Source organism: Peptoniphilaceae bacterium AMB_02 (assembly GCA_036321625.1).
In the GTDB taxonomy this organism is placed as follows: domain Bacteria; phylum Bacillota; class Clostridia; order Tissierellales; family Peptoniphilaceae; genus Microaceticoccus; species Microaceticoccus formicicus.
In genome coordinates this window covers 959,721-975,000 of sequence record CP143259.1, presented here as the reverse complement: position 1 = coordinate 975,000, position 15,280 = coordinate 959,721, and the positions used below count along the sequence as shown (strand labels likewise).

11 protein-coding genes (1 of these 11 running past the window's edge) are annotated in these 15,280 nt (G+C 33.0%); all 11 read right to left on the bottom strand.

Annotated elements, in window-relative coordinates; genetic code table 11:
- Positions 1–857, bottom strand: partial view of a hypothetical protein gene (locus VZL98_04685; protein ID WVH64241.1) — the 5' portion only. Its footprint begins 235 nt before the window's first position; the window shows 857 of its 1,092 coding nt (coding positions 1–857); the start codon lies at positions 855–857; the stop codon falls past the left edge of the window.
- An 8-nt stretch (positions 858–865) separates the two neighbouring features.
- Positions 866–1,585: a hypothetical protein gene (locus tag VZL98_04680; GenBank protein ID WVH64240.1), complete on the bottom strand. Its 720-nt coding sequence runs from the start codon at positions 1,583–1,585 to the stop codon at positions 866–868.
- A gap of 1 nt (position 1,586) precedes the next feature.
- Complete coding sequence (locus VZL98_04675; protein WVH64239.1) at positions 1,587–3,314, bottom strand: B12-binding domain-containing radical SAM protein; 1,728 nt, start codon at positions 3,312–3,314, stop codon at positions 1,587–1,589.
- 8 nt (positions 3,315–3,322) lie between these two features.
- The gene (argS, locus tag VZL98_04670; protein ID WVH64238.1) at positions 3,323–5,023 is read right to left on the bottom strand and encodes an arginine--tRNA ligase; all 1,701 of its coding nucleotides are present in this window, start codon (positions 5,021–5,023) and stop codon (positions 3,323–3,325) included.
- 8 nt (positions 5,024–5,031) lie between these two features.
- A complete protein-coding gene (locus VZL98_04665; protein ID WVH64237.1) occupies positions 5,032–7,404 on the bottom strand; it encodes an endonuclease MutS2 in 2,373 nt (790 codons plus the stop codon).
- Between the two features lie 6 nt (positions 7,405–7,410).
- On the bottom strand, positions 7,411–9,726 hold the full coding sequence (locus VZL98_04660; GenBank protein WVH64236.1) for a DUF3656 domain-containing protein: 2,316 nt from the start codon (positions 9,724–9,726) through the stop codon (positions 7,411–7,413).
- Complete coding sequence (gene zapA, locus VZL98_04655; protein ID WVH64235.1) at positions 9,726–10,286, bottom strand: cell division protein ZapA; 561 nt, start codon at positions 10,284–10,286, stop codon at positions 9,726–9,728. The genes VZL98_04660 and zapA overlap by 1 nt, the downstream gene beginning before the upstream one ends.
- Before the next feature lie 8 nt (positions 10,287–10,294).
- Positions 10,295–12,676 (bottom strand): phenylalanine--tRNA ligase subunit beta, encoded by a 2,382-nt coding sequence (gene pheT, locus VZL98_04650; protein ID WVH64234.1) that lies wholly within the window; start codon positions 12,674–12,676, stop codon positions 10,295–10,297.
- A 14-nt stretch (positions 12,677–12,690) separates the two neighbouring features.
- Positions 12,691–13,713 carry a phenylalanine--tRNA ligase subunit alpha gene (pheS, locus tag VZL98_04645; GenBank protein ID WVH64233.1) on the bottom strand — a complete coding sequence of 341 codons (1,023 nt, stop codon included), beginning with the start codon at positions 13,711–13,713 and terminating at the stop codon, positions 12,691–12,693.
- 152 nt (positions 13,714–13,865) lie between these two features.
- Positions 13,866–14,627 carry an RNA methyltransferase gene (locus VZL98_04640; GenBank protein WVH64232.1) on the bottom strand — a complete coding sequence of 254 codons (762 nt, stop codon included), beginning with the start codon at positions 14,625–14,627 and terminating at the stop codon, positions 13,866–13,868.
- Positions 14,620–15,276, bottom strand: coding sequence for a TrkA family potassium uptake protein (locus VZL98_04635; GenBank protein WVH64231.1), 657 nt, complete (start codon positions 15,274–15,276; stop codon positions 14,620–14,622). The genes VZL98_04640 and VZL98_04635 overlap by 8 nt, the downstream gene beginning before the upstream one ends.
- Positions 15,277–15,280: the final 4 nt, after the last annotated feature.

The window sequence follows — 15,280 nt, the reverse complement described above, 5'->3', positions numbered from 1 at the left end:
AAATTTTGATAGACTTCTTTGAATTTTGCTCCCTTATCTATTGCTTTAAGGTAGTATTCAATTCCCAAATCGAACTCTCCCGTTAATTGACTTATAAGCCCTAAATAATAGTTTGCCAGATTCGAATCATAGAGTATTTTACTCTCCATAAACAGTTTGTACGCATTTTCGTAGTCTCCACGATTTATAGAGTCAATGCCAAGCTCAATTTTGGCATTTGGTTCGACTTCTCTCATATATTCTCTTATTTCTTCAAGCACAAGCTCGTCTTCTGTTCGATTTAATGCATTTTTGAAATATGAATAGGATTTATTGTAATACTTTTCCTTGTGGTTTATTATCCCCAATTCATAGTATGACAATGGGAAGGATTCATCATTTTTAATAATTTCCTCAAGTATTCTAATACTCTCCACTCTCAGAATATCTACTTTTTCCAATTCGTATTCATTGTATAATAATCTGGCATAGTTGTAGTTACTAAAAGAGGTAGACAGATTTTCTAAATACATATATCTAAAATAGTATATTGCAATTTCGTTATTGCTCTGAAGGTATTTTATCCCCTCAGATAGTATAAATTCTTTAATTTTAGGTATTTCAGAAAGTAGTTTGGTATAGTACTCAGCATATTTAAACTCAGGATCAATCGCAACAGTTATTATCATGCCCCTTGCTATTGCCTCAAAAGAAACGCCTTCATTAAATTCTCCTGAAGTTATACCATCTACAAGTTGGCCAGTATATATCGGGTACGGAACCTCTTTATTTATAACTCTGATATTGCTATCTTGTTTTAATTCTATAAAAGAGATTTTATCTGTAAACTTTCTAAAATATTCATCTATAGCCTTCATGGTTCTCCTTATTTTCTCATATATTCTCTTTTTCTGGCAGTGGTATTATAGATTAATTTAAATAGATTGCCACTATAAAGCATGTACACACTTAAAAACACCAATCTTATAAGCACAGTAAGCAAGTTTTTAGTATAGAAAGGCTGCGGAAATGCATTAAAGATATCCGGGTTGAAACTCAGTAAAAATGCTCCTATAAAAAACAATAACTGAATTAAAGACCAGTTTATTGGGTTTTCAAACACAATATTTATTCCCATTAAAAACGAATCATAACTGTAAGTTTTTGCTATATAAATGCATTCTGCAACAGCCGAAAAAGCTAAAAATATTAAAATTCTCAACATTATTACGATATTTACACTTAAGCCTCCACCCGTAATAAAGCCGATAACCAATTCTAATATATAATAGGTGAAAAACGCGGTAATCGCGGGTGATAGATATTTGAAAAAACCTTCTTTTAAATATTTATAGTATATTCTGTCAGAGTTAATAATTGAGTCCAATGTATATAGTAGATGAGAAAATATCATTCCTCTTATAATATACATTATAATTCCGCCTATTAAACCCAATCCACTGGCAAAAGATAAAAACACTCTTAATACCATTGTATACATCAAGCTGTATGCAATAAAATGAAGGATTAGCACAGGTAAATGTTTGATATTTTTGAAAGTGTTCTTGATTGTTTCAGTTTGTACATATAAAAAGTCTTGAAGCATATTATATCCTCTCTAATTTTAAAATTATATCTTCTACTGTTTTCTGTAAATTAACGAAGATAATGTAAACTTTGTCTTCAAATTCCTTCGAAAAAGTCTTATTATCCAGTTTGGGATTGATATTAAAACTTTCAATAATGGAATGCTTTAATATTTCGGTAACCACAATTCCAGTTCTACCTTCAATTGTATTGGCATTTTCCCTCAACAACTCTTGGATTGTCTCTTTATCAATATTCTTATGGAAATCACTTAAGACAAATTTGCTAGATTTCCTATTCCCCGACTTGTAATAATCATATATCAATAATTCAGCTATTATATCTAAATCCTCGGGATGTTCCTGCACACAGTATCGGTATAATACATTGTACAGCTCTATTCGGGATATATTGTTATACATATATTCATTATTATCCCAATAAACAGAAAGTGACAGGTAAAAATCCCAGGCATTTTTATAGTTAGACTGTATTAGATACTCTGTTGTTTTGCTGAAAAAACCTTCATTGTAGTATCTCTCTACCACATCTTCAACTGCCTTTAATTGAAGCACTTCACTGTATGAAATCCAATTGTTGGAAATAAACTCATAAGGAGCATCTTCAAAAAATCTATAATTATATTTTCCAGCATCGATTCTAAGTCTCGAACCTTTTAACAATTTCAAAAATCCCAATTGTATTTTATCAGGTTTAATATTGTATAAATCATTAAATGATTTAGAAAAACTTTCCAAGTCTTCATATGGTAGTCCAGCTATTAGGTCTATATGGATATGAGCTCCAACCTTTATCAAGTCGCTACATATCTTGTGTATTTCATCATAGGTTCCGACTCTTTCTATTTCTTTCGCAGTCTTTATATTCGTGGTTTGAAGTCCTACTTCAAATTGAAATAAATCCTTTCTTGCAAGCTTGATTAAATCAATAAACTCTTCCTTTATTAAAGACGGATGTAATTCCATGTGAAAAGTAGTTATCCCATTATCATTGTCGATTAGATACTGAATTATCTCCTTCTGTTTAGGATTTGAATTAAAGCTTCTATCGATGAATTTTACTAGTTTTACATTATTATTTAAGAGCGTTTCAAGTTCTTTAAGGACCGTCTCAATATTTTTAAATCTCACTCCCGCAGTTGTAGAAGAAAGGCAGAAAGCGCATCTGAAAGGACATCCTCTGGAAGCTTCATAGTAAACATATTTGTTTTCATCCAAGTATTTCTCATCCATATACAAATTAGGTATATGATTTATGTTTGAAATAATACCCGGCACAGTGCCTCCGAGGATTTCACTATCTTTTCTAAAGAGTATAGATTCATGTTCAGGGTCCTTATCATTTACAAGGGAATGAACAAGATGCCTAAAGCTTTCTTCACCTTCTCCGGATAGTACATAATCAATATTGTCGTTCTCTACCATTAATGATTTTCCGTCGTATGAGACTTCGGGTCCTCCAACGATGATTTTAGTATCCTGATTGATATTTTTTATTGCTTTTATTAGTCTAAAGATTTCTTGTTTATTCCATATATAGACTGAAAAACCAATATGAGAATAATTCTGTTTTAATAAAACTCTAATAATTTTTTCAATCTCATCGTTAATTGTGAAGTCGTATATATCTACAGTTTTAATGTCCTTAGTAGATTCTTTTAAATACTTTATTGCTAAATTAGAATGACTATATCTGGCATTTAATCCTACTAGTGCAATTTTAGTCATTAGTCCACCTACATTTTGTTTGGAGACTCAATACCTAATAATTTTAGTCCAGATCTAAGCACACTAGCAGTGCAACTTACTAACTCCAACCTTGCATTTTTAATATCTGATTCTGCATTTAAAATTGGACATGCATTATAGAAACTATTAAATGCACTTGCTATTTCAACTAATTGTCTAGTAACATAGCTTGGTTCGTATTTCTCTACTGCATCAAGTATCTTTTGCGGTAAATTATAAATAGTAGAAGCGAGTTCGAATTCAGAATCGCTTATAATTAATGAATAATCAATAGCTTCATTATTGATTTTTCCGGCTCTTTCAAGTATGCTATTAGCCCTAGCTATCGTATACTGTACATAAGGTCCTGTTTCTCCATCGTAGTTCAGTGTATTATCCCAATCGAAGACATAGTCTTTAATTCTATTACTGAATAATTCTTGGAAAATAACCGCACCGATACCTACCTGTTTTGCAACTTCATCCTTATTTTCTAAGTTTGGATTTCTTTCATTTATTATCTCTTCTGTTTTTTCTACAGCTTTATTTAGAACATCCTCTAAAAAAACTACTTGCCCTCTTCTTGTAGAGAGTGTCTGATCTTTTAAACTCACCATTCCAAAAGGAACATGGATACAATCATCAGCCCATTCATATCCCATCTTTTTCAAACATGCTTTTAGCTGTTGGAAGTGGAGTATCTGCTGCGAACCAACGACGTATATATTTTTATGAAAGTCATATTCCCTCTTTCTATAAAGAGCGGTTGCAATATCCCTTGTAATATAGGTACTACTGCCATCACTTTTAATAACTATCATATTCGGAAGACCTTCATCTTCAAGGTTTATTATTTCTGCTCCATCTGACATCTCCAGAAGGTTTTTATCTCTCAGTTCTTTAATTACATCATCTATAAACTGAGAACTGAACGATTCTCCATTATAGGAATCAAACTCAACTCCTAACATATCATATACTCTATTAAATTCACCAAGACTTATTTCTTTAAACCATTCCCATAATTTTACAGCTTCAGGATTGCCTGATTCCAGTTCACTAAACCATCTTCTGGCATCATCCATTTTTTCAGGATCTTGATTAGCTAATTCATTATAATCTACATAGAGTTTTAGAAGTTCTTTAATTGGGTTTTCATTGATTTTATCGTCATCGCCCCAAAGTTTATAAGCAGCAATCATCATTCCGAATTGCGTACCGTGATCACCTAAATAATTTATACTCGTAGTATTATATCCGGTAAATTTATAAAGGTTTTTAATTACATTTCCTATTACGGTAGATCTTATATGACCAATATGAAATGGTTTAGCAATATTAGTCGAAGAGTACTCAACTATTGCATTCTTTCCTTTGCCAATATCAGATGAGCCATATTTGTCGCCTTTTTCCTTAACATTTTCTATCACGGTTTTTACGATATCTGTCCTGTCTATAAAAAAGTTGAGATAAGGTCCTTGGTTTATTATCTTGGCTATCCCTTGCGGTTTAGAAATCGTTTCAGACAAATCCTTAGCGATATTTACCGGTGAATTTCTCTTAATTTTTGCTAACTTAAAGCAAGGGAATGCATAGTCTCCCATCGCATTATCGGGCGGTATTTCTATAGTTTCAAGAATTTCATCATATGCCAACCCAATATCACTTGCTACCAGTAATTCAGTAATTATTTCTTTATAACTCTTCATATGTCCTCCTATTTTAGTGTAGCTACGGTAACTCCGTCTCCACCTTCGCTAAACTCTCCAAGTCTTTGCTTGGAAATATTCTTATGTTTTCTTAGATATTTTTTTATACCTTCTCTTAAGACACCGGTACCCTTCCCGTGGATAATTCTTATCTCCTTCAATCCGACAATATATGCATTGTCAATGTATTTATCCAATTCCAATATAGCTTCTTCTATATTCCTACCTCTTATATCAATTTCACTACCAATGTTTTGCCCGGACTTTTGCTTGATAATATTCTTGATTCCGGTTTTGGATTCGGATTTTTCTACACTTTTTACTCTTTTTATCTGATCTATATTGGAATTTACTTTCAGTATTCCTATCTCTACGGTAAGATTGCCCTTAGAATCAGGGAGTTCCACTACATGTCCACTCTGTCCAAGTGTGATAATCTCGACTTCATCTCCAAGCTTTAATTCTCCGACTTCTTCTTCGCTCGTTATATTTAAAAAATCGTAATCGGTTGTATCATAATTTTCCATACTCTTTCTTAAATCATCCGTAAGTTTATGAGCTTTTGAAATCTTAGATTTATCTACAGATGTTCTCATAGTGTTCATTTCTCTAAGTATTTCACTCGCTTCTTCTTTAGCTCCATTTAATATTTCATAGGCTTCTTTCTTAGCTTCCTCTATAATTCTATCTCTTCTACTTATATTATTCTCTATTTCTTTATTTAATTTTATTTTTAGCTTCTCTATCTCATCCTTATGAGTTTCTATTTCTTCCCGTTTTTGTTCTATAAGCTTACGATCTTTCTCAATTCCTGATAGTACATCTTCAAACTCTTTGTTGTCACTGGAAATTAAATCTTTTGCATAATCTATAAGACTCTCATCCAAACCCAACCTTTTGGAAATTTCAAAAGCATTTGATTTTCCGGGTATTCCTATTAATAATCTATAAGTTGGACTAAGTGTGTCTACATTAAATTCTACAGATGCATTCATTACCCCTTCCGTAGATAATGCATATATCTTAAGCTGAGAATAGTGCGTTGTGGCTATTGTTCGAATATTATTTTTCAGCAGTATGTCTAATATTGACATCGCCAGTGCAGCTCCTTCAGTTGGATCTGTACCTGCACCCAGCTCATCCAGTAAAATTAAAGAATTTGAAGAATACTGTTTTAATATCTTTACTATATTGGTCATATGTGATGAAAATGTTGATAATGACTGTTCGATGCTTTGTTCATCACCAATATCGGAAAAGACATCATCAAATACAGCTAAAACCGATCCTTCTTGGGCAGGTATATGAAGTCCTGATTGAGCCATTAATGTCAATAATCCAACCGTCTTTAATGTAACGGTCTTTCCTCCTGTATTAGGACCTGTAATAACCAATGTTGTAAAGCCGTCTCCCAGTCTTATAGAAATAGGAACTATGTTTTTAACATTTAATAATGGATGTTTGGCATTCTTTAAATCAATAATTCCTTCTAGGTTCAGCTCAGGCTTTACTGCATTCATATGCACCGACAATCTTCCTCTGGCAAATATAAAATCTAATTCTGCCAATATCTTTTGATTAGATGCTATTTCTGCTCTATTTTGGCCGACCATTCCCGATAGTCTTTTTAGAATTCTGTTTATTTCTTCAGTTTCCTTTAATTCGAGCATTTTTATTTCATTATTCAAGTTTACTACAGCCAATGGTTCAATAAAAACTGTAGCACCACTTGAAGACTGATCATGGACTACTCCTGGAAATCTATTTTTATATTCACTTCTAATAGGAACTACATATCTTCCTTCCCTTATAGTCACTATAGCATCTTGAAGTGCTGCTGAAGTATTTTTAGAATTCACTATTGAATTAAGTTTAGCCTTGATATCGTCATTCTTCTTTCTTAACTGCATCCTAATACTTCTCAATTCTCTACTTGCATTATCGGAAATTTCAGTATCAGAAATAATCGCTCTATCTATTTCTTCTTCAATTTCTCTAAAACTATAGAGATTTTGTATAAGTCCTGAAATATGGACCGAATCCTCTTGAATTTCTTCTGAGGATATATACTTCTTTAGCTCTCTTACAACTCGCAAACCATCTGCAATTCTAAGCAGATTGAGAGGGCTGAGTGCCCCACCTTTTTCTGCAAATATAATTGCGTCAATGACGTCGTATAATCCAAAAAGAGGGGGATTCCCTCTTTTTGATATCAATCTATTTGCTTCTGAGGTCTGTTCTTGTAAAAAACTAATCTCATCAATATCGTTTATTGGTTTAATAGATTCGCATTTTTCTTTTCCAATTTCAGATTGTGCAAAATCTATTAAAGTATTTTTTACTTTATCAAATTCAAGAACTCTTATGGATCTCTCATTCATATTACTCTATTTAACTCCTCTTTTAAAATGTCCTGCTTTAGTAGTACCAAGCATCTGAACCATTTTATCAGTTAGCTTTTCATTTATTATTGCATTTGAAAAGATATCTATGACTTTTGTCATTTCATTGGGTTTATCTAATACTAGTAGAACTTCATCTATACCGATCTCTTTAAATCTTCTCATGTGTTCTAAACCTGATATGGGTAATGCATTTCGTAATCTAGTTATATTGTTGACTCTTTCAAAGATATACTTGTCTGAGCCGTACTTTATAATATGATCACTTGAGTATTTACAGTCTTCACAAACCTTATTACATCCCAACACCGATGCAGGACAATGATAGAGTATCATTTCGTCAATTCTACCATATGCCATAACACCAATTCTTTTGTTTGTATTGCGTGTAATATCACTTATTTCCTCTATACTAAGCTCTGGGCTTAGTATATAAACTGACTTAAATTCATCTTTATGACTAAAGTTTTCAATGGTCTCAGTATTGAAAACATTTGTTCCGATTCCATAAACTATATCAAGACTTGGAAATCTACCTGTAAGTTTCATCTCCCATGCATTATTAACAACTACACCTGATAAAAAACTCAATTTCAATTCTATTTCACGAGCTAAATCATGTAATAGTTTTTCATTAGCCATTGGTGGAAGTTCATAGTATATTTTTTTACCCTTTAGTTCAAAATTCTCCAAGCCGTTTAAATCCCTTAAATAAATCTTGTTCACATATTTATTATTAATAATTTCATCATTTAATTTCCTAATAGAGATTACTATTTCCAGCTTTTTACTGTGTCTTTTTACTTTTGTTTTTGATTTACTATAATCGATTTTTGTAGACCTTCTGTGCCAGTTACAGATTTCATCACGAATTTTCATAATCCCATTTCTTCTTAGCGCATTCAAGTCTCCATTGCTTAGGAAGGAGATACCGTCAGTTTCAACTTCTAGATTCTTTAAATCAAAAAATGTCTCTCCCAGCTTTGAAATCTGTCCAAAAGCGTAATCGTAATCGACTTTCCTACTCTTGCCTTCTTCTATAATGTTTTCAGATTTAACAATTACCATTTTCCCTTTTGAATACAGTTCCAGTTCTGCATGCTCACCTACATATGCCCTAAGTTTCATAGATACTTTTATAGACTTGTCTTTTAACATTTTTTTAAAGTCCATCTCTCTAAGTCTGGAACTGGAAATCCTATAAACGGGACTGTCAATAATTGCATCTTGAAAACTCTCTAAGGATAAAAATTCTCCCCTTTTATAGTTCTTATCAACTGTGATACTGTATTTTTTAGATTCAAGTTTTATTTCTAAAGTATCCCTCTCGAAAACATCATCTATTAAACTTATTCCTAATTTATTTGTTTTTGAGATTTTCCCTACTAAATTTCCTCTTTCGGCTTCATCGTTAAAATCCACATATTTTTTGCCAAAAGAACCTAAAACAGGCCCTTTTGTAAAGCCCCTATTCGAAACTTCTTTGACTAAGTTTTCATCTGCATTTTTGTCATTCTTAATCATAGAATAATATAATGCTGTCGAATATACATACTCCGGTTTTTTTAATCGACCTTCAATTTTAACAGATGTAACGTCCAAGTCCGATAGATTTTTAACTTGATTTAATAATCCTAAATCCATTGGACTGATTAATAGCTTGTCTTTCAAAATTATTTTTCCGGTAGGGTCTGTCAAATCGTATTTTTTCCTGCAAGGCTGGGCACATCTACCTCTATTGCCACTTCTTCCACCTATCATTGAGCTCATTAAACACTTGCCTGAGTACGAGACGCAAAGTGACCCATGTGCAAAAACTTCAAGTTCTATCTTGGAGTTCTCGGCAATTTCTTTAATTTGATCAAGGGATAATTCTCTAGCCAGCACTACTCTACTAAAACCTATTTCACTTAGGTAGTTTACAGCATGTACTGAATTAGCTGAGATTTGAGTGCTTGCGTGTATCTCTAAGTCTGGAAATAATTCTACTACCAGCTTTGCAAGACCAAGATCTTGTATAATAATTGCATCAACATCTATATTGTATAGATTATTTATATACTCCAAAACATCTTGAATCTCATTTTCTTTAATCAATGTGTTTACTGTTATATAAGCTTTTACATTGTATAAATGACATATTTTTATAACATCGGATAATTCATCCAAGCTGAAGTTGTCAGCATATGCTCTAGCACCAAAATCGGTTCCCGCTAAATAAACTGCATCAGCACCACCTGCAATTGCTGCATAGAGCATATCCATATTTCCAACAGGAGCCAATACTTCAAAACTCTTCATTATTTACTTTCACTTTTTATTAAGGAATTAACTCTCTTTAAAATCTCTTGATATTGTTTTTGCAATGCAGACATCTCTTCTTGCATGCTAGTCATATTTTCATTAAGTTCAGACATCTGTTTGTTTTTACTTTCAATAGTTTTGATATTACCTTTATTCTCTTCATCGAGAGAAGAATACCTTTTATTCATATCACTGATAGTATTCAGAGATGTAACTAAATCATCTTTAAGCTTCTCGATACTTGATACTAACTCATCTTTTTCTTCCGTTACTTTTTCAACCTCTTCAGATATTGTCCTAAACCTCTGGATAGGTTCTTTTGACTCTTCGACCAGTGCATCGTATTTATCGTTCATTTCAAATAGTTCACCGGTTACATTCATCAATGTTAAAGTATAAAGCATAGTCTGATTTAATTTTGGATTACTGGTTTTCATATCTTCAATCTTGGCATTCACGTATTTAGCTACCTTAACCGTTCTGTCTTGATTGGCATCTGCAACCAAAGTGTATTTTATGCCGTCAATTATAACTTCTACTTTATTCGAATTACTCATAGCTCCTCCTAGTTTCTAAGTGATGCTCCAAATTTTGACTCTAACCTGTTTACAATCTCTTCTTGAACTACATTTACTTCATCATCCACCAATGTTCTATCTTTTGATCTGTAGATGATTTCATATGCCATAGACTTCTTGTCCTCACCGATTTGTGCTCCGGTGAATATATCAAACAGCTTTACATCTTCGATAATATCAGAGTCTACGGATCTAATAACATCTTCTATTTCTTCTGCTGTAACTCCTTTGTCTAGTACCAATGCAATATCACGGTTTATTGAAGGGTATTTTACTATCTTCTCATAGTTTTTAGTCAATACCGTATTTTCAGAAATTAGATTTACATCTAATTCCGCAATATACGCTCTTTTATTTAGGTCATATTTATCAGATATTTCATATGATAATTCGCCCATAATACCTATTTTTATATCCCCTACAAATACATCAGCGCATCTTCCTGGGTGGAAGGTCTTTGTATCAGCATTCTTTTTAAATCTTACATCTCTTATTCCTATATGGTTTAGTAAAACTTTAATGTCGGCTCTCATAGTATAAAAATCTACATCCCCATACATACCTAAGCATAACCTTCTCTTTTGAAGAGGATCATCTTCGGTATTATCCTTTACGAAGATATTGCCTAGCTCATAAATCGCAATTTCTTCAGCTTTTTGTTTTTGATTCTTAGCTAGGATATCAATCATATTTGGAATTATACTAGTTCTCATAACACTGAATTCTTCACCTAATGGATTAATCAGTTTAATAAAATTCTTAGAGTTATCGTCTTCAATTCCTGATTTATCGTTGGCTTTTGGACTTATAAAAGAGTATGAAAGAGCTTCAAAATAACCCAGTGCATATAAGTCTCGTTTAAGTAAATCTTCAACTTTTCTGATTAGAGTTACTCCACCTTTAATTAATTGACCACATAGAGGTTTCGGTGTTATATTATGAAAACCATATAATCTTCCGATCTCTTCAATTAAATCTGCTTCGATTTCAACATCGGTTCTAAATCCCGGAACTGTAACAGTACAAGTGCTGCCATTATCTTGACAAATAAATTCTAATCTCTCAAGGTACTTAATCATTTGCTCTTTGTCAATCTCAGTTCCCAGTAGATTATTTACGTTTTCGTATTTCATTTCGATTTTTATAGCTTTATAATCGGAATTGTCCGCAATGTGTTTTTCATTTAACACTTTTGCAGCTCCCAATTTTTCAACCATCGTACAAAATCTCGCCGCTGCTTGTTCTACTAATTCTATAGGTATACCTTTTTCAGCTCTAGTTGATGCTTCTGATCTTAACCCCAATCTCTTAGAGGTATTTCTTATGGATTCCCTATCAAATCTGGCAGATTCAAGTAGAATTCTCTTAGTGGAATTTGTTACCTCAGTATTAAATCCACCCATTACACCTGCAATCCCTACTGGACCCGATTCGTCAGCAATTATTATATCCTTTGAATCCAGTTCTCTTTCCTTACTATCTATACATTTTACAACTTCACCATTTTCGGCCTGTCTAACAAATAGTTTATTACCTTCTATTTTGTCTAAATCATATGCGTGAAGGGGTTGACCAAATTCAAACATTACAAAATTAGTGATGTCTACTATATTGTTTATAGGTCTAACTCCGGCTTTCATAAGGTAATTTTGTAACCAATTTGGAGATTCTTCTATTTTTACATCGTCTAATACTCTTAACACAAATTTGTCGCAGTTCTCCGTCTTGATTTCAACTCCACCGAATAGCTCTTCATCACTATCTTTGAAGTTTTCTTTTATATCAGGCATTATAATGGCTTTGTCAAATGTTGCGGCAGTTTCTCTGGCCATACCCAAGATTGATAGACAGTCAGGTCTATTTGGAGTAATCTCAAATTCAATAATACTGTCTTCCATGTCCAAGGCTTTGATAATATCTGATCCAAGTTCAATATCATCTTTTAATATAAGAATTCCGTCCCTATACTCTTTAGGTATTACAGAATCCGAATATCCAAGTTCTTGGTAGGAACAGAACATACCCTCTGAAATAATCCCTCTAAAATCATGATTACCTATTTTGTCTCCACTTGCAAGTACTGCACCAGACAGTGCAACCGGTACTAATGCACCTTCAAAGACGTTTTTAGCTGCGGTAACAATTACAACTTCTCTATCTCCTAGGTCGACCTTAGTTACAACGAGTTTATCAGCATTGGGGTGTTGTTTAACTTCTATTATTCTCCCCACTTTTATACCACTTATACCATTGTCAGCAAAGTTTATTGAATCGACATGAGAACCTGATAAGGTTACAGCATCGGCAATAGTTTTTGCATCAGCATCTATATTTACATATTCTTTCATCCAATTAATAGGTACTAACATCTATAATCTCCTCACTAAAACTGTTCTAAAAATCTTTTATCATTATCGTAGAGCAATCTAATATTGTCTATTCCATATTTTATCATCGTAATTCTATCTATACCCATACCAAAGGCAAATCCCGAATAGACTTCCGGATCTATTCCGCAATTTCTCAATACATTTGGATGTACCATGCCGCATCCGAGAAGTTCCATACTCCATCCGGTGAAATTACACTTTTCACAGCCTTTACCTAAACATTCAAAGCACGAAACATCAACTTCTGCACTTGGTTCAGTAAATGGGAAATGGTGAGGTCTAAATCTCGTTTCTACTTCTGCTCCAAACAGGTTTTTGACAAAAAGATTCAGCGTTTCAATGAGATTGGCCATTGTTACTCCCTTGTCTACTACCAAACCTTCAATCTGATGAAACATCGGTGAATGAGTATCGTCTACATCGTCATATCTGAAAGTTCTTCCTGCTGAAACCATTCTTATTGGAGGTTTATTATCTAACATATATCTAATTTGTACTGGAGAAGTATGCGTTCTTAAAAGATGATTATCATCTATATAGAAAGTGTCGGATAAACCTATAGAAGGATGGTCTTCAGGGAAGTTCAACATAGTAAAATTATTATTTACAGTTTCTATCTCCGGTCCATCTACCACCATAAAACCAAGTTCTCTAAATAGGGATTCCAACTCCTCAACAGTAGTGTATAACGGATGTCTGTATCCTGTTTTTGATTTTCCAAGCTCTGCAGTAACGTCTACAGTTTCTTTTTTAATACGAATTTGATTCAATTTTTCAGTGATGATAATATCCTTGTCTTTTAAAGCAGATTCTATTTCATCTCTTACTTCATTTGCAAGCTGACCAATTACAGGTCTTTCTTCTTTAGATAACTTGCCCATTCCTCTTAAAACAGCAGTCAATTCTCCTTTTTTGCCTAGAATTTTAACTCTTACTTCTTCTAATTGCGAAGGCTGTTCTGCAATTTTTATCTGTTCAATTACTCTTTCTTTTAAAGCCAATAATTCTTCTCTCATAATTCCTCCATCACTTTTACTTACAGATATTTAATTAAATATCTCTCTTTTATAAATCTTCTAAAGAATATTATATAACAAATAAAGCCTTTATTGCAATGAATTAGGAAATTACAACAAAAGCTGCCAAAAGGCAGCTTAGATGCTAAAGTCTAAGGTCTAAATACATACATAGTTATAGACGCAGCAATCGCAGCATTCAGCGATTCTAAATCTCCATTCATCGGTATTCTAACTAATAGATCTGCACTTTCAATTAGTTCATGACTAACTCCATGCGACTCAGATCCGATAACCAGTATAATCTTTTCATCTTTAGGTGCATCATCAAGTAATATACTGTCTTTTAAACTGGTCGTGTACAGACGATATTCTCCTCTTAATTTTAATATATCTACTGTCTCTAAATACTTAAATTTTATTCTGAAAACAGACCCCATTGAAGCCCTCAGAGTTTTGGGATTATAAATGTCCACACATTCATTTGTCAGAATAATTTCATTAAAGCCAAATGACTCAGCTGATCTTATTATCGTTCCCATATTACCGGGATCTTTTATGCCGTCCAAGCATAGAACTCTTTTAGAGCTGATTTCTTCTTCGAACTCGGTAATCTTAATCACTGACATAACCCCTTCAGAGTTTTGCATATTTGTGATCTCATCAAATAATTTATCAGCTAAAACTATTATGCTATCCTCTTCGATATCATTAAAAAGAGTTTCTATTAAGTTTATATCAGCTTCTCTTACTATTAGCATTTCAATTAATTTCAGCTCATTTGCTTCTTGAGTCATTTTAATGCCTTCCACCAAGTATAGTCTATTTAAAACTCTATACTTTTTCTTATTTAAAGACTTGATTAATTGAAAGGTCTTGTTTTCCTTGCTATGGATTATAGAGTGATTATGCATCGGATAATGACTCCACTCTTTTGATTTCTTCGTTTTTCCCTATTATTATAATGGTCGCTCCTTCAGTTAGCTTGATTTCAGGAGTCGGGTTTATAATTATCTCTTCTTTGGTCCTGATTGCAACGACACTAACACCAAATTCTTCTCTCACTTTTAAATCAAAAATAGACATATTTAGCCATTTTTTTGGAACTTCCAATTCTATCATACTGTAGTCTTCGGAAACTTCAATAAACTCTATTATATTTTTATTAGTTAATGTATAAGCCAGTCTGGTCCCCATATCTTTTTCAGGGATAACTATCTTATCTGCCCCTACTTTTTTCAGAACCCTACCGTGCAGAGAATCACGTACTTTTGCAACAATCATGGGAACCCCTAAATCTTTGGCGATTATTGTAGCCATGATTGAAGCTTGGAAACTTGTACTCATACCAATTATAACTACGTCAAAGTTACCGATTCCTAAGTCTTTTAAAGTTCCCTCGACCATAACGTCAGCCACTACCGCATGTGAAACCTTATCCGCTATGGCATCGATTAAATCTTCATTTTCATCTATTACAAGAACATCATGACCAAGTTCGCTTAAAGTCAGTGCAACACTGCTACCGAATTGACCACAGCCTATTACAGCTATATCTTTCATATCT